A 20142-nucleotide genomic window follows, 5' to 3' on the forward strand; every position below is an offset into this window, starting at 1 on the left:
GTCCGCCGGTCTCCCCCTGGACGCGCCGACGCCCCGGCGCGAAACACCGACGTCCGTCGGCGGTTCCCGGGCTGTGACCGCCGACGGACGTCCGGTGAGCGGTGGACGGGCGATCCGCCGGTCCACCCGGGCGGGTGGAGCGCCGGAGGTGGGGCGCCCGGCGGAGGGCAGCGGGAACGACCGGCCCGCGCCGAGCGGGACCGGTCCGGGGATCGGGAACGACAGGAGACGTGGGTGCGGGCGGAGGCGGACGACGACGTTGTCGTCCGGTCGGTACCGAGACTGGCCCCCGACGTGCTCCAGGTGACCGGGTGACCGGAGGTGGGACGTCCGGCGCACCGCGGGGTGGGGCGGTGCCGGGTTGTCCGGGAGGGAGGTCCTCCCGCCACGGACAACCGGTCCTCAAGGAGGGTGAGGTACTCGGCCCAGCCGCCCAGCCCGCCGCCGTCAGAGCGAGCAGGACCGCGTGCAGGACCGCACCGGTCCGTTGCTGGTGCTCTCGGGCACCAGCCCGTGGTGCATCGCGATCACCACGGCTTCGGTTCTGTCGGCAGCGCCGAGCTTGTGGTAGATCATGTGGAGGTGCGCCTTGACCGTCTGCTCGGTGATGTGCAGGGACCGTCCGATGCGGCGGTTGGAGGAACCCTGCATGAGCAGGTCGAGGACCTGCTGTTGACGTCGGGTGAGTTGGAGTTTGCGCCCGTTCGGCGCCTCCGACGGCGTCTCCCCCGCGTCCCGGTCCGTGGTGGGGGAGGGACGAGGTCGCTCCGGCTGGGCCGCCCCCTCGGGGAGGTCCCGTCCCGCTCCCTCCGGTTCGCGGTAGTCGCGGGGCGTCGGCAGGCTGCTGCGTGCCCGACGGGCGAAGTCCCCGAGTTCCTGTAATCGGGCGAGCACTTCGTGGATCACCGCGAGGGCGGTCTGGACACCGTCCTCGTCTCGTCGTTCGAGCGCTGGTTCTCGTCGCTCGGACGCTGGCATGACATTCGTACGGTCGATCACCGGGTGAGCCGCCCTCCTGTGTGGTTGGGACACTTGACGAGCGTTCCGGCCTTCCAGACGTGGGTCACGGTGTCTGGTCGGGCCAGGACGGAGATGTCCTGGAGCGGGTCGGAGGCCAACGCGATCACGTCGGCGTCGTATCCCTTCGCCAGCTGCCCGGACAGTGGTGCCTGTGGACCGAGCGTGGCGGGGGCGTCGGCCGTGCCGGCGGCGATCGCCTGGAGCGGGCTCAGGCCCGCGGCCACCAGGTAACCGAACTCCTCACCGTTGTGCCCCCAGCCGAACGGTGTCTCGGGCATGCTGGTGCCCAGGTCGGTTCCCATGGCGATGCGGACTCCGGCACCGTGCGCGAGGGCCATCGCGGCCCGGTGCCGTTCCTGGAGTTCGTGCAGCTTCCTGCGGGCGGCGGGCGACACCTGGTCGGCTCTGGAGAGGATCGCCTCGTAGATGGTTCGGGTGGGCACCAGGATCGCCCCGCACTCCCGCATCGCGGCGGCGACCTCCTCGTCGACGTCGGTGCCGTGTTCGATGGTCCGGCAACCAGCCCGCAACGCGGCCATGATCCCGGCCTTGCCGTGGCAGTGCGCCGCGACGACCCGATCGGACCTGGCTGCCTCCTCGACGATCGCCCGGAGCTCGGCGTCGCTGAACTGCTGGTGGGCGGGGTGGTCGAGTTCGCTGAGGACTCCCCCCGACGCGCAGACCTTGATGACCCTGGCGCCGAGCCTCAGTTGGAGCCGGGTGGCGCGCAGGCAGTCGTCGACCCCGTCCGCGACCTGGAGCATCCCGTTCCGCCGTTGCGGGTCCACGACCCAGGCGTGGGGCAGGCCGTGGGCGTCGGAGTGCCCACCGGTGGGGCTGATCACACTGCCGGCGGGGTAGACGGTCGGACCGGGAACGGTGCCCTCGTCGATGACCCTGGCGAGGTAGACCCCGTACCCGCCGACCTCCCGCACGCTGGTGAACCCGGCGTCGAGGGCGAGCTGGGCGTCGCGGACCGATCGCGCGACGGCGACCTCGGCCTGGTTCAGCATCAGTTGTTCGGTGCCGACCGGTCCTCGAAGCCCCGTGAAATGGGTGTGGCAGTCCCAGAGCCCGGGCATGACGACGTCGACCTCGTGGATCTCGTCGTCGGGATTCGGAGGTGGCGCGGCCGCAGCGGAGCCGGAATAGCCAATCCGGTCACCCTCGAACAGCACAACGCCGTTCGGAACAGGTTCGCCTCGCCCTGGAATCAGTAGACCCGCGTGGATGCGGTACACGACAAATCCTTCATCTCAGGCCCCCCGTTGACCATCACTTAACACGATGATATGGTTCCTGATTAAACTGGGACACCCCCAGATCCTCGATCGAATATAACCCAACCGTGACCGTGCGGCAAGGGTCAATGACTGTCGGTCAGTCACCCTGTCCACCCCCTGTCCGGTTCCCGGCGGAAATACACTGGTCACATACCTGAATTTCACAACGCCCCACCCCCACCCGGAGTGGACCGCGAACCAGTTCGGGGCGGGCATTCACAGTCTGTCACAGCATCCCGCGTCGCGGGGTTCGCCACCGCTCCACGGGCCGACGGACGGGAAACGACACGATCACGACGATATTGCGCGGGTATCTCACGGAAGCGGAGCGACGAACGGAGGCCACCCACCGGAGGCCACCCGCCGACTCCAGGCCCGCCCCCGTGACCCGCGCCCGTCCCCTGGTGGCCCCGCACCCCGCGCCCGCCGAGCACAGCCCCAGCCGCGCCGTCACCCCGGCGGAACCCGACCGCCACCCCACCTCCGATGCGGCACCCGTTCGCGCTGGTCAGGGCCGGTCGTAGTGGGCCGGTGACCTGGCGTCGAGGCCACGACCAGGGGCACGAGAACCCGGGCCGCACGCCGATCCGAGTTCACGGCGGCCGCGCGGCCCGCCCGCCGGTCAGGAACCGCCGCCCGTGCGGGCGCACCACCCCGAACCCCGGCGCCAGATCCCGAACCACCCGCCAAGCGGAACCGGGGAACGCCGCTGACACCGGTCCGTTCCACTCCCGTCGGAAATGGAGCGGACCGACCGCGACACCGAGCGAACCGGACGTTCCGGGACGGAACACCGCCCCCGGCCGGGACGCACCGTCGCCACCGACCCGGCCAACACCTTTTCCCGCCAGCGGAAATAGAGCGGTGTCCGAGTCCGACCCGACCCGGTGGCTCCCGTTTCCCGAGTTCCCGAAAGAACCTCCCGTCGTCCTGACGAGTTCCCGGCCACCGTTCCACACGGTCAGCCGCGCGCCACCCCGGGCCCAACGATCACTGGGCCAGGTGACCCAGTACGCGCGCCACCCGATGGAAGCGGGAATTCCCCTTGCCAGGCGCGCCCCGGACGGCCACCCGAAACGACCGCACCCGTCACCCGTACGGCGGTTCCGCGCCGAATTCCCCGCCAGAACTCCCCCACGCGTACTACACCGTTCTGCGCCTCGCGGATTCCAGACAGGGCATCGCCGTTTCGGTAAAGTCTCCGGTGCCGCCGCCGGGACATCCGACTTTTCCCGCAGCTGGTTCCTCTTCTCCTGATCAGCACGAGCCGGCAAGGAGACGTACGTTGACGACACCTGCCCCATCACCGCTGGACACTCCGTGGCAGACACCGCCGGACGCGCAGGACCTGGTGCGGGAGGCGGTCGAGTGGCACTTCAACCCGAAAACCGGGTCCCGGTTCTGGCTCGAGCGGGCCAGGACACTGGACTTCAACCCGCTGACCGACGTCCACACGGTCGAGGACCTGACGCTGTTCCCGAACGTCGTCGACGAGCTGCGGCACATCCCCGTGGAGGACATGGTCCCCCAGGGTTACGCCTCGATCGCGGGAATCACCGCGCGCCCCCTCGTGGGTGAGAGCGGGGGCACCACCGGACGTCCCAAGCGGATCTACAGCCTCCCCGACGTCCTGAACTCCTCCTGGCGCTGGTACTGGTCGCGGTTGCGGGAACACGACATGCCCACCGGCCGGAACTGGCTCGGCGTGGTCCCGATGGGGCCGCACATGATCGGCACCCTGACACAGGACGCGGCGGCCGAGTTCGGCGGTATCTACTTCCCCCTCGACCTGGACCCCCGCTGGGCCAAGCGCTGCGTGGCGTCGGGGTCGGCCGAGGCGGTGAAGGGGTACGTGAACCACCTGGTGGACCAGGTCGAGTGGATCCTCACCACCCAGGACATCGGGCTGATCGCCGCGACCCCACCCCTGCTGCAGGCCATCTGCACCAGGGAACACCTGGTCGACATCATCAACGAGCGGGTCCACACCATCACCTGGAGCGGCGCGTCGATGGACGCCGACACCGCGGAGCTGATGGCCACCGAGGTGTTCCCCGAGGTCAACATCATCGGGATCTACGGCAGCGCGATGATCTTCTGCGGCATCCCGCAGCGGCCAGGCGGCGGACGCACCGACCCGGCGATCTTCGACCCGCCCTCGCCGTTCTCGATGTTCGGCCTCCTCGACCCGGAGACCGGCGGCAGCGTGCCCTACGGGGAACGGGGCCAACTGGTCTCCCACCACATGACCAGGAACCTGTTCCTGCCGAACAACCTGGAACGGGACACCGCCATCCGCCACGAGCACGGCCTGGGCTACGCCGGCGACGCCCTCTCCGAGGTGCGGCCCGTCGAGGAGTTCGGTTCGGCGAAGGTGATCGAGGGGGTCTACTGACAGTGCCCACCGCATCCCCTGCCCTGATGGAACTGGCCGCGCTCGGGCCACGCGGCCCCTACGTGTCCCGCAACCGCGAGCTGGTCGCCGACGTGCGCGGCGGTCCACTCGCCGAACTCAGCCTGGTCCCCGCGCTGTTCGTCCAACGCGCGATGCGGACGCTGTCGAAGGCGGAGAGCCCGGGTGAGTCCGACCGCGAGGCGGCGCTCACCCAGGCCGGTCCGCTGTTCAGCACGGGGGTCGTGGGCGGGGTGAGCGCCGAGGAGTACCACCGGGCGGTCGCCGCCGCCTCGGGAATGCCGATCACCTTCGTGCGCACCGCGTCCCAGGGGGTGGGCGACTACGCGGCGGCCGCGTTCGACGCCGCGCGGATGGCCCGCCCCGTCGGCGCGGTGAGCGGATGGCGGGCCCGGCGGCCCGATCCGGGGCGGCGGTGTGGGTGCGACGGGGTGACGTGCTCGCCGTGCACGCCCCGGCCAACACGCCCGCCGTGCACAGCGCGTGGCTCGACGCCCTGGCGTTGGGCTACCGGGTGGCGGTGCGACCGTCCCGCCGGGAGCCGTTCACGCCGCACCGACTGGTGACCGCGCTGCGGGAGAGCGGGTTCGGACCGGACCAGCTCCTGTTGTTGCCGACCGACCACGCCGCCGCGGACGGCATCATCGCCGAGGCGGACGTCGCCCTCGCCTTCGGCGGGGACGCCGTGGTCGGCAAGTACGGCGCCGGCCCGATGGTGCTCCCCCAGGGCCCCGGGCGGTCGAAGATCCTGCTGACCAGCGGCGCCGACGTCGACCGCCACCTGGACACCGTCGTCGAGTCGGTCGCCGACCAGGCGGGCACCGGGTGCGTCAACGCGACGGCGGTGTTCGTCGAAGGAGACCCGGCGCCGGTGGCCGAGGCGATCGCCGCCCGGTTGGCCGACGCGCCCGCCCTGCCCCCCGAGGACGAGCGGGCGGTGCTCCCGGTGCGCGCGGAGTCCGATGCCAGGGACATCGACGAGTTCCTGCGTTCCCGCCGGGGCGACGCGCGTTCCCTGCTGGGGGACACGGTGGTGGCCCCGCTCGGGGACGGCTCCGCCGCGCTGCGTCCCGCCGTGTTCCTGGTGGACCGGGCGGACGCGCCGCAGGCCAGGATCGAACTCGGTTTCCCCTGCGTGTGGGTGGCGCCGTGGACGAGGCAGGACGGGATCGCCCCGCTCCGGGACACGCTGGTGCTGACCGTGCTCGGGGACGACGAGGCGCTGGTGGACCGGTTGGTGGCGGAGCCCAGCATCCGCAACGTGCACGTGGGCGACCACCCGACCACCTGGAGTCGACCGGGGGTTCCCCACGACGGCTACCTCGGGGAGTTCCTGATGCGGGCCAAGACGGTCATCCGGGACGATCCCGGGCGGTAGGGACGTCGCGGGGCCGGCGTCACCGTCGCCGCCCGGCCCCCGCGACGCCGGCCGCCTCCGCCGGTGGTGGGCTCGGACGCGGCCGCCACCGAACTCGTCCGCGTCCCGCCCAGGCCAGCGCGGGCGTTCGTGCGCTGGAACCCGTCGACTGGAAGGTGCCCGATCGTGTCAACCCGAGCGGCTGTGACCGTGAAACCGGACGATCACCGCTACGACCTGCTCGCCCGGGCCGACAACTACCGGTTCGTCGCCCAACCCGAGTACTTCCGGTTGCCCTACTCCACGGCCCAGGTCGTCGAGGCGGTGTCGGAGGCGGTCGCGGCGGGCAAGCGCCTCACCGTGCGCTCCGGTGGGCACTGCGGGGAGGCGTTCGTCGCCTCCCCCGACGTCGACGTCATCGTGGACCTGTCCTCGATGTCCCACGTGGGCTACGACGAGGAACGTGGTGCCTTCGAGGTGGAGGCCGGTGCCACGGTCGGCCAGATCTACCGGGTGCTGTACAAGAACTACGGGGTGACGTTCCCCGGCGGTTTCTGCATGGGGGTCGGGGCGGGCGGCCACATCTCCGGTGGGGGCTACGGGCCGCTCTCGCGCCTGCTGGGCCTGACCGTGGACTACCTGCACGCGGTGGAGGTGGTGGTCGTCGACGCCGAGGGCGTGGTGTCCACCGTGGTGGCGACCCGGGAGGAGGACGACCCGAACCGGGACCTGTGGTGGGCCCACACCGGCGGCGGGGGCGGGAACTTCGGGGTGATCACGCGCTACTGGCTGCGGTCGCCGGATGCGGTGGGCGACGCCCCCGAGGAGGCGCTGCCCCGCCCCCCTGCCTCGTTCCACGTCGCGCGGGTGAGCTGGTCGTGGGCCGAGCTGACGGAGGCCGACTACGTCCGGCTGGTGAGCAACTTCCTGGACTGGCAGCTGCGGAACTGCACGGTCGACTCCCCCAACATCGGGCTCTACGCCCTGCTGGAGTGCTTCCACCGGTCGGCCGGGCACCTGGCGATGCACGCCCAGATCCCGGTGGACGTCCCCGACGCCGAGGAGCGGATGTCGTGGTTCCTCGCCGAGCTGAACGAGGGGGTCGCGGTGGCCCCGTCGGTGACCCGCCGGCGGTTGCCGTGGTTGGCGACCAGCCAGCTGTTGGCGATCCCCGACGTGGGGCCGGGTGCGATCGGGGTGCGGCGGAAGGTCAAGTCCGCCGACCTGCGCGGCGCGCACACCCGTGAGCAGCTCGCGGCCGCGTACCGCCACCTGTCCAGGGCCGACTACCACTGCCCCAGCGCCGCGATGGAGTACATCGCCTACGGCGGGCGGGTGAACACCGTCGACCCGGCGGCGACGGCGGTTCCCCGCGGGGCGTCGTTGAAGACCTTCTACATGGTGGCGTGGACCGATCCGGCTGAGGACGAGGAGCACCTGCGCTGGATCCGGGAGATCTACCGGGACATCCACTCCGCCACAGGTGGTGTTCCCACCCCCGACGAGGTCAACACGGGCGCCTACATCAACTACCCCGACATCGACCTGGCCGACCCCGAGTGGAACACCTCCGGTGTCCCCTGGCACACGATCTACTACGGGGACAACTACCCGAGGCTCCAGGAGATCAAGTCGAGGTGGGACCCGCGCAACGTGTTCCGGCACGCCTTCTCGATCCGTCCTCGGTGAACCTCGACGAACGCGGAGCGCCGCACCCCGGGTGGGTCGGGGCGCGCGCTCGCCCCGGGGGCGCCGCGCGGAAGGGCGTCACACCGCTGGGGCGTCGTGGGCCCCGGGCGCGCGATGGTCGTCGCCGGTCCGGGGGAGGCGACGCCGCGAAGGGCAGGTGCGTCGCGCGCGGCAGGCGCTGGGCCTCGCCCGGGGCTCGGGCCGTGGCACCTCCGGGTGGGTCGAGCCGCTGAGCGTCGGTTTCCGGGCGGGAGGGGCGTCGGCAGGGGTCTCGGGCACCTCGACGGGCCCCGTGGTGTTCGGCCGTGGAGCGGGCCGCTGCTCCGGTGATCGTCCCCGGTGGGGCACGGTGCCCGGTCCGGCGGAGCCGCCCCCGCCCGGGCTCGGCGGGGGCGCTCGTCGACGGGCCCGCCCCCGGGGCAAGCCACCACGTGCGGCCCGGCGCGTCCCAGGGGTCGTCCGGGGTGGGAGGCCCGAGATGGGTTCCCCGTCTCGTCCGTCGTCAGGCTGGCAGGCTCGGCAACGCCGAACGGGGGTCGGTTCCGGAGAGCGCCAGGCTGGTGGCGAAACCGGCGATCTCCTCCAGCTGCCTGGCCCGGTCGAGCCGTCCCAGCGCGGCGAGCACCCCACCCAGGTCACGCACGAGGGAGGCGACGCGCTCCACCGCGACCGGGTCGTCGCCGCACATCGCGACCGCTGGCGCCGCGCCGCCGTCGCGCGCCACTGGCCACCGCGAGGCCGGGAACAGGTGGAACGCCTTGACCAACCGCGCCCCGGGGCAAGTGCCGCCAGCCGGCCGGCTCCCGACTCGCCCGGCTCGACGAGCAGGGCCCCGGTGGTGAAGTCGACCGGATTGGTCGGGTCGATCACCGTCGTTCCCGCCAGTGTTCCGGTCGGCCCGCCCACCTCGCGCACCACGTCGGCCGCACCGGCCCAGGGCACCGCGAGCAGCACGACTTCCTGCCCGGTGACCGCCTCGCGCTGACTGGCCGCCCGTGCCGTCCCGCCGAGGCCGTGGGCGAGCCGCCGAGGCCGTGGGCGAGCCGCCGAGCCCTGTCCCTCGACCTCCCTCCGACCACGACCTCGTGCCCGGCCCGCACCCAACCCGCGCCCAGCGCCGACGCCATCGTGCCGGTGCCCAGGATCCCGATCCTCATCGCTCCACTCCGATCTCCGCCGTGTCCTCGGTAGTACGGGATGGACGGTAGGGATCGCGACGCGCACCGATCGGTAGGAGACCAGGGGCGAGAATGGTCCGATGACACGCGCGGACCAGTCGCACTGCGTCGAGCTGAAGGCCGACTGCCGGGTTCGGGCCGCCACCGACCTGTTCACCCACCGCTGGGACCCGGTGGTGCTGGTCGCGCTGGGTGAGGGCGCCCAGCGGCGGCGGGACCTGCGGTGGGCGATCGGCGGGCTGAGCGACAAGGTGCTGACCGAGTCGCTGCGCAGGCTCGTCCGCCAGGGACTGGTCGGACGCCGTTCCCTCCCGGCGGCGCCGCCACACGTCGAGTACCGGTTGACCGCGCTCGGGGAAAGCCTGGTGCGCGGTCCGCTGAGGGCGCTGGCGCGGTGGATCGACGAGCACGGGGACGAACTCCTCGCCGCCGAGGAGCACGCCGACCGCGTCGACCTCCCCTGAGCCTTCGGGCAGGACCGCGTGAGGCACCGTGGTCGGTGACGAGCTCGGTCGAACGCACGCCCGCCCGGCGGTGGGTGGTCCGGGGTCGAGCGGCGGTCCTGGAATTCCGCCGTTCCCACCGTGAAAGGGAAACCACACCAGCCCCACGCCGAACTCGATTTCCGGTCGAGAGCAGTGGGGCCGCACGGAACGGGCCCACGGTTCCTCCACACCATTGTCGGCGCCCCGCACCCCGTTTGTCCCGCTCACCGGCGGTACCGGAAATATTCCGGCGGAACCGGCACCTCCGGAATGGGGGACCACCGCTCGCCCTCGGGGCGAGCGCCACCGGGACCGGGGAGCGCCTACCCGGCTAGCCTCGGTGGGACCGGACGGCCTACACCCGCTCCGACCAGGTCATCAATGGGCGATCCGCCGTTCCCGTCCCCTTGCGGGGACGGCCCGCACGCGGGTGTTCGGGTGTCACCGTCAACAGCCGTCCGCGCCAGGGGAACACCAGGGCACACCGACATTCCTCGTTCGTCGACGTCGGATTTCCGTGCCCGGTTCACGACGAGGACGGGTTGAACGATGACCGGACCAACATCCTCCCCCACGGGGAGCAGCGAAAAGCGCGCGACGGAAACGGATCCCGCCCGGCTCCGGGAACGTTATCGCGTCGAGCGCGACCGCCGACTGCGCGCCGCCGGCAGAACGTACGTCTCACCGACAGGTCCCCTCGGGCACCACGCCGCCGACCCGCACGCCGATCCGGCGTTCCACCGGCCGCCGCTGCGGGACGAGGTCGACACCCTGATCGTGGGCGGTGGGTTCGGCGGTCTGCTCCTCGCCGCCCGCCTCCGGGAACGCGGTGCGCGGCGCATCCGGATCGTCGACCGCGCCGCCGACTTCGGGGGGACCTGGTACTGGAACCGGTACCCGGGAGCGCAGTGCGACGTCGAGTCCTACGTCTACCTCCCGTTGTTGGAGGAGACCGGCCGGTTGCCCAGCGAGAAGTACTGCGGTGGCGAGGAGATCCTCGAGCACGCCCGGGCGATCGGTCGGCGGTTCGACCTGTACCGCGACGCCTGCTTCCAGACGGAGGTCACGGAGCTGCGCTGGGACGAGGAGGAACGGCGGTGGACGGTGCTGACCGACCGGGACGACGTGGTTCGGGCCCGGTACGTGGCGGTGGCGACCGGACCGTTCCGCGAGCTCCGGCTCCCCTCGATCCCGGGCCTGTCCACGTTCCGGGGTCGGGTGTTCCACACCGCCCGGTGGGACTACGCCTACACCGCGGCGGGCCGTCCACGGCGATGACCCGGCTGGCTGACAAGCGGGTCGCGGTGGTGGGAACGGGTGCCACCGGCATCCAGTGCATCCCCCCGTTGGGGCGGGACGCCGGTCACCTGTACGTGTTCCAGCGGACGCCGGCGGCGGTCGACAGCCGGGGGAACCGTCCCACCTCCCCGGAGTGGGCGGGCGCGCTGGCCCTCGGTTGGCAGCGTCGCCGGCAGGAGAACTTCACCGCCGTGGTGTGCGGCGTGGACCAGGACGAGGACCTGGTGGCCGATGGGTGGACGGAGCTGTTCCGGTCGTTGCGGGTGCCCCTCCCCGGGTTGGCCCCCCACGGCTCGGAACCCGAGGGGGACGCGGCGGAGCGCATGGAACTGGAGGACTTCCGGCGGATGAACCACCTCCGGTCCCGGGTGGAACGCTGTGTCCGCGACCCGGAGACGGCCGAGGCCCTGAAACCCTGGTACCGGCAGTTCTGCAAGCGACCCGGTTTCAGCGATGACTACCTGGCCACCTTCAACCGTCCGACGGTCACCCTGGTGGACACCCGGGGGCGGGGCGTGGAACGGGCGACGGAGCACGGCCTCGTCAGCGGCGGCGTCGAGTACGCCGTGGACTGCGTCGTGCTGGCGACCGGGTTCAGCGAGGGCACGCCCTACGAACCGGGTTTCGGCGGTTGGATCCGAGGTCGGCACGGCGTGCGCTTGTCCGAGCACTGGCGGAACGGTGTGCGCACCCTGCACGGCCTCTACAGCCACGGCTTCCCGAACTGCTTCCTCCTCGGCCCCTCCCAGAACGGCATGTCGATCAACTTCTCGCACAGCCTGGACGAGCAGGCCCGGCACCTGGCCGCCGTGATCGACGCCGCCGAGCGGAGCGGGGCGTGGTACGTCGAACCCACGGCGGAGGCGGAGGTGGCCTGGGTGGAGGAGGTGCGCCGTTCCGGTTCGATGGACCAGGAGTACCTGCTGGCCTGCACCCCCGGTTCCTACAACGGGGAGGGCCGGCCCGTCGACCGCCCCGACACCTACGGCGGGCACGCCGTCCAGTTCCACGGGGTGATGCGGCGGTGGCGGTTCACGGGCGGGATGACCGACGTGCTCCGGGCCCCGGTCCGCGCGGTACCCGTGCCTCGCCACGACTGACGGTGCCGACGGGAGAGGCGAGGCCCTCCCCGCCTCCTGGTGGCGACCCGACCGGTGCGCCCGCCGGCACCGGCGGGGAGGCGGTGGCCACCGCGCGGCGGTAGGCGGTGGGGCTGCACCCGCGGAGCCTGGTGAACGCGACGCTGAGCGCGAAGGCGTCCGCGTAGCCGACCCGGCGGGCGATGGTCGCCACCGTCGACTCCGTCTCCCGCAGCAGGTCCGCCGCCAGGCACACCCGCCACTCCGCGAGGTACCTCATCGGTGGTTCTCCCACGCCGGCGGTGAACCGGCGGGCGAACGCGGCCCGGGAGAGGCCGCAGGCGTGGGCGAGCGTGGCGACCGTCCACGGGGCAGCCGGGTTCTCGTGCAGCAGCCGCAGCGCGCGGCCGACCACGGGGTCGGCGGCCGCCCGGTACCAGTGCGGGGCCTGGTCGGGGTGGGAGTCGAACCAGGCGCGGAGCGTCGAGACGAGCAGCAGGTCCAGGAGGCGGTCGAGCACCACCTGGTGCCCGGGCAGGGTAGTGACGATCTCCTCGGAGACCAGGTCGAGCACCGGGCAGTGGCGGTCCTCGTCGCGGGTGACGAGCACGGGGGGCAGCGCGCGCAGCAGTCGGTCGCTGACCCCGGTGCGCCCGTCGTAGACCCCGGTGAGCAGCTGGGTGGAGCCGCCGGGGTCGACCGAGCAGGTTCGGGTGGCGGCCGGGGCGTCGGTGTCGAACGGGGTGCCATCCGCCCACCGGCATTCGACGTCGCCGACCACCACCAGGCGCGGTGGGGTGTCCGGTGGGTCGGACACGGTGTACGAGGCGGGGCCGGTGAGGACGGCGATGTCGCCCGGCGCCAGCGGGATCGGTGCCCCGCCGACCGGGGTGATCCACCCCGACCCGTCCAGCAGGGTCACCAGGGACAGCGGAGCCTCGGTGTCGAAACGCACCGACCACGGCGGGTCCAGCACCGCGCGGGCCAGCAGGGCACCGTGCGCCCGCACCGAGGACAGCAGTTCCGCGAGGATGTCCACCCGCACCAGAGTAGACGCTCAGGCATCGGTTCGAGCTTCGTGACCGATCTCCATCTCGATCGCGGGGGGTTGACTGGAGGTCATGCGCGTTGATCCGATTCTCGTCACCGGTGCCACTGGCAGGACCGGCCGCCGGGTGGCGCGCCTGCTGGGAAATGCTGGTGTGCCCGTGCGGCTGGCCGCCCGTTCCGGTCCCGTGCGCTTCGACTGGTGGGACCAGGACACCTGGGACCCGGCGCTGACCGGGGCGGCTGCGGTCTACCTCGTCCCGTTGGACGGCGCCGCGCTGACGCGGGCGTTCGTGGAGCGGGCCGCCGCGCTCGGTGTCCGGCGCGTCGTCCTGCTGTCCGGGAGGGGGGTGGACGTCCCGGGGTACCTCGGGGACGGGAACGGCGGGGGCGACACCCACATTCACGGGGAGCGCGCGGTCCGGGACAGCGGTCTGGAGTGGACAATCCTGCGCCCCGGCTGGTTCGCGCAGGACTTCAGCGAGGGGTTCTTCCGGGAGGCCGTGCTCGCCGGGGAAATGCGGTTGCCGACCGGGGACGGCTCCGCCACCTTCGTCGACGCCGAGGACATCGCGGCGGTCGCGGTGGCGGCTCTCACCGAGGACGGGCACGTCGGCGAGACCTACGAGCTGTAGGGTCCCGCCGCGCTGACCGTGGGCGACGCCGTCGACCTGATCTCGACGGCGACCGACCGCGCGGTGCGCTACGTGCCGCTGCCGGTCGTGGAGTTCGTGGCGGAACTCGTCACCCAGGGGTGGTCGTCCGGGGACGCCGAGGGTTTCGGCGACGTGCTGACCACGCTGCCCCGGGGCATGGACGACCACGTCTCCGACGGGGTCCGGCGGGCACTGGGCCGGCCGCCCCGGGACTTCACGGAGTTCGTCCGGGACGCGGCACGGGCGGGCTCCTGGGACGGCTGAGGAGCGGGAACGCCGCTGCCCGCGCACACCCGTGGCGCCGGGGTCGGCCGCTTACCCGGGTGGAGCCGGTCGGGTGCGGCCGGCGGTGAGGCCGGCACGGGGCTCGGAGATTCGGTGCGGAGCCGTGGGGTGTTCCGCACCGAGGGTGTGGGCCAGGCGGGGCCGCGTCCCCCGCGCCGGCGACTGGCCGATTGCGGCGCTGCCGGACCGCGATGGCCCGTCCTGCTCCCCGGGGCGGAGCCGAGGCCGAGCCGGGGCAGAGGACCACCTGCTGTGCTCGCCCGCGCCGGTGGAACTCGTCGGTCGCGACCCGATCACCTCGCGACGGCGGTGTCCTGCTGGTCGAGGGCCCCGTGGTGGGTCAGCGTGGCGCGGGTGCTGGAACACCACCAGCCCGGCGCCGCCAGTGCCGCTCCGCGAGGTCGGGTCGCCCGGGCGGGGCTCGCCGGAGCGCGCGGGTGGCCGCGCCCGCCCGATTCCTGGCCACGCCCGGCGACGACGACCGCCGTCGCCGAGCCGTCCGGCGACCCCGGGCGGGGACGGGGTGTCACCGGGTCGAATCGGCCGTGGTCCCGGTGGGGAACTCCTCGGCGCCGATGACCTGGAGCAGTTCCAGCCGTCTGCGGGTGTCGGCGTCAGCCGGGGTGAGGACGAGCAGGAGTTGCTCCTGGTCCGGGGTGACCAGGGTTTCGCAGTCCATCACCAGGCGGCCGACCCGGGGGTGGAGCAGGGTCTTGCGGTCGGCGCGCCGGACGGCCACGGCATGTTCCGCCCAGCGCCGGCGGAAGTCCTCACTCGCCGCCCGCAACCGGTGGACGAGCCCGGTGACCACGGGGTCACCGGTCCGCCGGCCGGCGGTCGCGCGGAGGTCGGCCACGAGCTGGCGGGCCTGGTGCTCCCGTTCCTCGGGCGGGTACTGGTCGCGGGTACCGGGGTCGGTGAACCAGCGGTGGACGAGGTAGCGCCGGTCACCGGTGAAGCCGGTGAGGTCCCCGTGCAGGTGCACCGAGGCGCGGTTCTGGGCCAGCACCTCCCCCAGGTCGGAGGCGACCAGTGCCGCGGTCTCCCCCACCAGGTCGAGCATGCGCACCAGCCCGGCCCTGGCCAGCCGCGCCACCTCCTCCGCCGGAGGGGGGCGGTGGCCGGCCAGGTGGAACAGGTAGGCCCGTTCGTCGTTGGACAGCCGCAACGCCCGGGACAGCGCCCCCAGGAGCTGGACCGAGGGTTGGCTGCTGCGGCCCTGCTCCAGGCGCACGACGTAGTCCACTGACATGCCGGCGAGCAGGGCGACCTCCTCCCGCCGCAGGCCGCTGGTCCGCCGGCGGCCGCCCTCGACGATGCCCACCTCGGCGGGGCGGATCGCCGCCCGGCGGCGGCGCAGGAAGTCGGCCAGTTCCTCGCGGTCCATGGGTCCATGCTGCCCCGAGCCGCCTCCCCCATCCAGGGAGCGCCACTCCCACGATCGACGCTCCTCTCCCCTCCGCCCGGACCGGCCCGCAGGCTGGGGAGAACGACGACGAAGGAGATCGTGATGCGGACACGAACGCTGGGCACCACCGGCCCCACCGTCTCGGCCATGGGGCTGGGCGCGATGGGCCTGTCAGGTGCCTACGGGGCCACCGACCGGTCGGAGGCCATCGCCACCGTGCGCGCCGCCCTGGAGGCGGGTACCACGCTGATCGACACCGGTGACTTCTACGCGATGGGGCACAACGAACTGCTCCTCGCCGAGGCCCTGCGCGGCCGGGACCGGGACGGCTACCAGCTCAGCGTGAAGTTCGGGGGGTTGAGCGGCCCCGGCATGTCGTTCACCGGTGTGGACTGCCGGCCCGAGTCCGTGAAGAACTTCCTGGCCTACTCCTTGACCCGGCTGGGCACCGAGTACGTCGACATCTACCGCCCCGCCCGCCTCGACCCCACCGTCCCTATCGAGGAGACGGTGGGCGCGATCAAGGACATGGTCGACGCCGGGTACGTGCGGCACATCGGGCTCTCGGAGGTCGACGCGGCCACGATCCGCCGGGCACACGCGGTCCACCCGATCGCCGACCTGCAGATCGAGTACTCACTGGTCTCCCGCGCGGTCGAGGCGGAGGTGCTGCCGACGTTGCGTGAGCTCGGCATCGGGATGACGCCCTACGGGGTGTTGAGCCGAGGGCTGCTCTCGGGGCACTGGGCGGCCGCGCCGGTCACCGCACCCGGTGACATGCGGGCACTCCTCCCCCGGTTCTCGGCGGAACACGTGGAGCACAACCTCGCCCTCGCCGAGGCGCTCCGCCGGGTCGCCGAGGCCAAGGGCCGCACCGTCGCGCAACTGGCCATCGCCTGGGTGGCGGCCCAGGGCTCGGACATCGTGCCGCTCGTCGGTGCCCGTACCCGGGGGCGGCTGGGCGAGGCGCTGCCCGCCTTCGACATCGATCTCACCCCGGAGGACCTCGCCGCGATCGAGGAGGCCGTGCCACCGGGAGCCGCCCGAGGGGACCGGTACCCGACCCCGATGATGTCCGGCCTCGGCGTCGGCAACTGAACTCCGAGGACCGCACGTCGTGGCCGTGGGCGGGGCCGCCTCCCGTGGGTGGTGTCCCGAACGCCGGACGCGCCACCCGGTGAGTCGCGACCGGCTCCTCCTCCGTCCGGCCGTGAGTGGCGGAGCTCCGCCGCTCACGGCCGGTCCGACCCGGTCCGTGGGGCGGTCACGCACCACGCGGTGTCGGTGAAGCCTCGTGGCCTCACCGGAGTACGCCTCCGCCCGAGGGATGTGGCCGGAACTTCTGGTCCTGGTCCTCGTCCGGACCCGGGGCTCGGGACGCTCGGGACGCTCGGACACGGGAAAGGCCCTCGACGGTGAACGCCAGTCGGCCGCCTGTCCCGATGAACGCCCGAGGAACGGCGCGTCGAACCGTGGGGCGTCCCGGGGGGAGAACACCTTCGCCCCCCGGGGCCGAGCGCGGCGCACCAGGACAGGACCACATTCGTCGAACCGGATTACCTCACCGGTGATGCCGTACCAACTGATTCCGCATTCCGCGATTCCCCGTTCCGCGAAGGCGGCGGAACCGACCATGTGCTGAAACGCCATCGCCGCTTTTCCGACAACCGGACAGCGCGGGCACCGAGGCGGGCTCGGTGACGCGGGTCGGCCAGGGGCCCGTCGCGGTAGGCGTCCTGGGTCCCGCCCCCCGAGGAGGGGAATCGACAGCGTGGCAGGCGGTGTTCGCTCCCGTCCAGGCTGTCGGGACCACCGTTCGTCGGCCACGCGGCCGGTGCCCTTCCCGTCCGGCCCCGAGGGTGCCCGGCCTGTCCGGCGCGGCGGACCACCCCCTGCTCCTCCCCTGGAATCAGGGGCATTCGACCGCCAACTGAGCGGAATCCCGGTCCGCTAGGATGGACGCGCTCCAATCGCGCCCAGCCCGATTTGACGCCGGATTTCCAGGAATTGACCGCCACGACCCCTTTGGTGGCCAGATGACCCACGAGCGCAGCGAGAATTCCGCACCGCCGGTGGTCGGAGGGCGATTACCCGCGTTGGAGGTTCGGGGCCTGCGAAAGGCGTTCGGGGACGTCGACGCCGTGACGCGGGTGGACCTGACGGTGCCGAGTGGCTCCTTCTTCGGTCTGGTCGGCCCCAACGGAGCGGGCAAGACCACCTCCCTGTCCATGGCGGTCGGGCTCCTGCGCCCCGACGCCGGGACGGCACGGGTGTTCGGCGTCGATGTCTGGGCCGACCCGGTGCGTGCCAAGGCGATGCTCGGCGTGTTACCGGACGGCCTGGCGATGCCCGAGCGACTGACCGGTCGGGAGTTGCTCACCTACCTGGGACTGCTGCACGGCCTCGAGGCCGGCGCGGTCGCCGAGCGCGCCGACGAGCTGCTGACGGTGATGGAGCTGGACGGCGCCGAGCGGACGCTGGTCGGCAACTACTCCGCCGGCATGCGCAAGAAGATCGGCCTGGCCACCGCACTGCTGCACGGTCCCCGCCTGCTGGTCCTGGACGAACCGTTCGAGGCCGTGGACCCGGTCTCGTCGATGACGATCAAATCGATCCTCCAGCAGTTCGTCAGCCGGGGCGGCTCCGTGGTGGTCTCCAGCCACTCCATGCTGCTCGTCGAGATGCTCTGCGACCAGGTGGCGGTGATCGCCTCGGGCAGAACGGTCGCCGAGGGCACCCTCGACGAGGTGCGCGGCGGCGCCAGCCTCGAGGACACCTTCGTCCGCCTCGTCGGCGCGTCGACCCCGGGCGAGAAGGGGCTCTCGTGGTTGGGGTCCTGATCCGGATGAAGCTCGCGATGCTCCGGAACTCGATGACCGGAGGGCACGCGGCGGAGATGGCCCTGGGGGCCGTGCTCGGCGTGCTGACCGCGGCGGGCACGATCGTCGTGGCGGTGAACGACGCGGCCATCTCGGCCGACGTGCTCGCGGTGGTGTTCGCCGGGTGGACGCTCGGGTGGGTCCTCGGCCCGCTGTTCGCCGGCGGTGAGAGGAACGACCTGCGCCCCGAGCACCTCACCCGCGTCCCGATGTCGTCGCGGACGATGGCCAACGGCCTGTTCGGCATGTCGTTGTTCGGTATCGGACCGGCGGTCACGCTGCTCGCGTTCCTCGCCCTCGTCGTGTTCGCCGTCCGGCTCGGAATCGGGCCGACGCTGGTCGCGTTGGTGGCCGTGCCCGCGACGCTCGCGACGCTGGTGCTCCTCTCCCGGATCACGATCGCGCTGGTCGGCGAGACGATGCGCTCCCGGGTCGGCGCCGCGTTGGTCGCCGTGCCGTGGGCGGTGATCGTGGCGTGCGCCTCGAACATCGGCGTCCTGCTGGTCGTGCTCGGCCAGTCAGAGATGCTGCGCGGGGACTGGCCGGCCTGGTTGCCGATCACCCTGCGGGTGCTGCCCTCCGGCTGGGGAGTCGCGGCCGTCGAGGCCGCGGGACGTTCCGACTGGCTGGTGGCCGGCGGACTGCTCGTCGCACTCGTCGCACTCGTCCTCGGCCTGCTGGCGTTGTGGTCGAGGCTGCTGCACCGCCGGGTGACGGGCGCGCTCGGCACGCCGGCGGTTCGCCCGAAGGTGTCCTCCCGGACCCTGGTCGGCCGGTTGCCGTCGACCAGGCTCGGCGCCGTCATCGGCAAGGAGCTGCGGACGTGGCCCCGGGACATGCTGCGCACGTACTTCTGGTTCTTCGCCCTGTGGTTCGCCATCACGTACTCCGCGCTGCCACTGTTGGCGGGCGTCACGGCCTACCTGCCCTGGGCCGGTGTCGCGCTGGTGATCATCGCCGCCGCGTCGTCGGCGAACCTGTACAGCGCCGACGGCAGCGCGCTGTGGCTGACGCTGATGAACCCGGGCGTCGAGCGGGTGGACGTGCGGGGGCGCCAGCTGGCGTGGCTGCTGGTCACCGTGCCGGTCGCCCTGGCGCTGACCGTGATCGGGATCCTGGTCGACGGGCAGGGCTGGCTGTGGCCATGGGCGCTCGGCTTCCTCGCCAGCTCCATCGGGACCGGCGCCGGGCTGTTGGCGCTGCTGTCGGTCATGGTGCCCATCCGGATGCCCGACGCCCACCGCCGCAGCGCGAACCCCGCCACCGACAGCGGCAACATCACCGGGCTGGTCTGGATCATGATCGGCGCCTCGGTCGCGGCCGCCCTGCCGGTCGCCGGCGTCGTGCTCCTGGGGACGTTGCGCGACGACCCGCTGCTGCGGTGGTCGGGTGTGCCTCTCGGCCTGCTCATCGGCGGGTTGGCCCTGTGGCTGTTCGGGCGGCTGACCTACCGCAGGCTCGAGACGAACGGCCCCGAGCTGCTGGAGAAACTGCGGGGCGGGAACCCGAACCTCCGCGCGAAGCCGGGGGAGCCCACGGTCGTCCTGGTCGAGCCGCCGGGCGCGAACGGGATGCGCGTCACGATCGGGCTGTGCCTCGGCGCCGGGTGGATACCGATGGCCTCCGGCGTCATCTCGTTGATCCTGATCGTCGGGGGCGACGCGTCGCGGACCCTGTGGACGTTCGCGACGCGCCTGCCCGAGCCGCTGCCCGTTCCGGTCGCCATCCTGCTGGTCGGGCTGAGCGTGCTCGTCTACGCGACCGGCGCCCGCACCCTGCTGAGACTGCGCAGGCTGCGGCGGGAACCGGCGACGACATCGGCGGCCGCCGTGGCCGCCTGACCCGGACCCGGCCCCTCACCCAGCAGCCGGTAAGCCAGTTCTCGACCGGGCCCTCCGTCGCCGCGCGTTCCCACTGGTCCTCGTGACGTCCTCGCCCGGAGCGGCGACATCCTCGCCGCGCGGTTCGAGGAGGCGCGCCGGTCCCGCTCGTCCGGCGGCACGCCGAGCGGCACGGTCCGGAGGAACAGGTCGGGGCCGGTCAGGGGCAGGTCCTCCAGCGGAG

At 72.5% G+C, this 20142-nt stretch carries 16 protein-coding genes and 3 pseudogenes; 12 read left to right on the forward strand and 7 right to left on the reverse strand.

Features of this window, described 5'->3' with window-relative positions:
• Positions 1-447: 447 nt before the first annotated feature.
• Together G443_RS06230 and G443_RS06235 are read right to left on the reverse strand one after the other, a co-directional pair.
• On the reverse strand, positions 448-978 hold the full coding sequence (locus tag G443_RS06230; protein WP_211237612.1) for a helix-turn-helix transcriptional regulator: 531 nt from the start codon (positions 976-978) through the stop codon (positions 448-450).
• Between the two features lie 17 nt (positions 979-995).
• Entirely contained in the window at positions 996-2102 is a 1107-nt protein-coding gene (locus G443_RS06235; protein WP_245588945.1) for a metal-dependent hydrolase family protein, read from the reverse strand.
• 1486 nt (positions 2103-3588) lie between these two features.
• Here G443_RS06235 and G443_RS06240 point away from each other — a divergent pair.
• The 4 genes from G443_RS06240 to G443_RS06255 all read left to right on the forward strand — a co-directional run bounded on the left by G443_RS06240 (position 3589) and on the right by G443_RS06255 (position 7762).
• Entirely contained in the window at positions 3589-4698 is a 1110-nt protein-coding gene (locus G443_RS06240) for a phenazine antibiotic biosynthesis protein (protein ID WP_051314330.1), read from the forward strand.
• Between the two features lie 26 nt (positions 4699-4724).
• Entirely contained in the window at positions 4725-5282 is a 558-nt protein-coding gene (locus tag G443_RS06245) for a hypothetical protein (RefSeq protein WP_253860158.1), read from the forward strand.
• Entirely contained in the window at positions 5189-6094 is a 906-nt protein-coding gene (locus G443_RS06250) for an aldehyde dehydrogenase family protein (protein ID WP_253860159.1), read from the forward strand. Before G443_RS06245 ends, G443_RS06250 begins: the two co-directional genes overlap by 94 nt.
• Before the next feature lie 165 nt (positions 6095-6259).
• Positions 6260-7762, forward strand: a complete 1503-nt coding sequence (locus G443_RS06255; protein ID WP_245588946.1) for an FAD-binding oxidoreductase — start codon at positions 6260-6262, stop codon at positions 7760-7762.
• A gap of 502 nt (positions 7763-8264) precedes the next feature.
• Here G443_RS06255 and G443_RS06260 read toward each other — a convergent pair.
• From G443_RS06260 to G443_RS25760, 3 genes and pseudogenes are all read right to left on the reverse strand, one after another.
• Positions 8265-8486, reverse strand: coding sequence for a hypothetical protein (locus tag G443_RS06260; RefSeq protein WP_253860160.1), 222 nt, complete (start codon positions 8484-8486; stop codon positions 8265-8267).
• A 185-nt stretch (positions 8487-8671) separates the two neighbouring features.
• Positions 8672-8716: pseudogene (locus G443_RS25755) on the reverse strand (hypothetical protein); the annotation flags it as partial.
• A gap of 116 nt (positions 8717-8832) precedes the next feature.
• Positions 8833-8919: pseudogene (locus tag G443_RS25760) on the reverse strand (NAD(P)-binding domain-containing protein); the annotation flags it as partial.
• Between the two features lie 101 nt (positions 8920-9020).
• Here G443_RS25760 and G443_RS06270 point away from each other — a divergent pair.
• The 3 genes from G443_RS06270 (at position 9021) to G443_RS06280 (ending at position 11824) form a co-directional block, all read left to right on the forward strand.
• Positions 9021-9404, forward strand: coding sequence for a winged helix-turn-helix transcriptional regulator (locus G443_RS06270; protein WP_026420403.1), 384 nt, complete (start codon positions 9021-9023; stop codon positions 9402-9404).
• Between the two features lie 570 nt (positions 9405-9974).
• A complete protein-coding gene (locus G443_RS06275) occupies positions 9975-10703 on the forward strand; it encodes an NAD(P)-binding protein (protein ID WP_245588948.1) in 729 nt (242 codons plus the stop codon).
• Positions 10700-11824, forward strand: a complete 1125-nt coding sequence (locus G443_RS06280; RefSeq protein ID WP_245588949.1) for a flavin-containing monooxygenase — start codon at positions 10700-10702, stop codon at positions 11822-11824. Before G443_RS06275 ends, G443_RS06280 begins: the two co-directional genes overlap by 4 nt.
• Before the next feature lie 85 nt (positions 11825-11909).
• On the opposite strand, the pseudogene G443_RS06285 reads toward G443_RS06280, so the two are convergent.
• Positions 11910-12842 (reverse strand): annotated as a pseudogene (locus G443_RS06285) (AraC family transcriptional regulator); the annotation flags it as partial.
• An 82-nt stretch (positions 12843-12924) separates the two neighbouring features.
• On the opposite strand from G443_RS06285, the gene G443_RS06290 reads away from it, so the two are divergent.
• Together G443_RS06290 and G443_RS25370 are read left to right on the forward strand one after the other, a co-directional pair.
• Positions 12925-13485 carry an SDR family oxidoreductase gene (locus G443_RS06290; RefSeq protein ID WP_308208836.1) on the forward strand — a complete coding sequence of 187 codons (561 nt, stop codon included), beginning with the start codon at positions 12925-12927 and terminating at the stop codon, positions 13483-13485.
• An 18-nt stretch (positions 13486-13503) separates the two neighbouring features.
• Positions 13504-13770 carry a Rossmann-fold NAD(P)-binding domain-containing protein gene (locus tag G443_RS25370; RefSeq protein WP_308208837.1) on the forward strand — a complete coding sequence of 89 codons (267 nt, stop codon included), beginning with the start codon at positions 13504-13506 and terminating at the stop codon, positions 13768-13770.
• Between the two features lie 547 nt (positions 13771-14317).
• Here the strand turns inward: G443_RS25370 and G443_RS06295 are convergent.
• A complete protein-coding gene (locus G443_RS06295; protein WP_026420404.1) occupies positions 14318-15178 on the reverse strand; it encodes a helix-turn-helix domain-containing protein in 861 nt (286 codons plus the stop codon).
• 123 nt (positions 15179-15301) lie between these two features.
• Between G443_RS06295 and G443_RS06300 the strand changes: the two genes are divergently transcribed.
• The 3 genes from G443_RS06300 (at position 15302) to G443_RS06310 (ending at position 19919) form a co-directional block, all read left to right on the forward strand.
• The gene (locus G443_RS06300; protein WP_026420405.1) at positions 15302-16297 is read left to right on the forward strand and encodes an aldo/keto reductase; all 996 of its coding nucleotides are present in this window, start codon (positions 15302-15304) and stop codon (positions 16295-16297) included.
• A gap of 938 nt (positions 16298-17235) precedes the next feature.
• Positions 17236-18039 (forward strand): ABC transporter ATP-binding protein, encoded by an 804-nt coding sequence (locus tag G443_RS06305; RefSeq protein WP_051314331.1) that lies wholly within the window; start codon positions 17236-17238, stop codon positions 18037-18039.
• On the forward strand, positions 18024-19919 hold the full coding sequence (locus G443_RS06310) for a hypothetical protein (RefSeq protein WP_051314332.1): 1896 nt from the start codon (positions 18024-18026) through the stop codon (positions 19917-19919). Before G443_RS06305 ends, G443_RS06310 begins: the two co-directional genes overlap by 16 nt.
• Positions 19920-20142 lie beyond the last annotated feature (223 nt).

The organism is Actinoalloteichus caeruleus DSM 43889, from assembly GCF_000429185.2.
Taxonomy (GTDB): Bacteria; Actinomycetota; Actinomycetes; order Mycobacteriales; family Pseudonocardiaceae; genus Actinoalloteichus_B; species Actinoalloteichus_B caeruleus.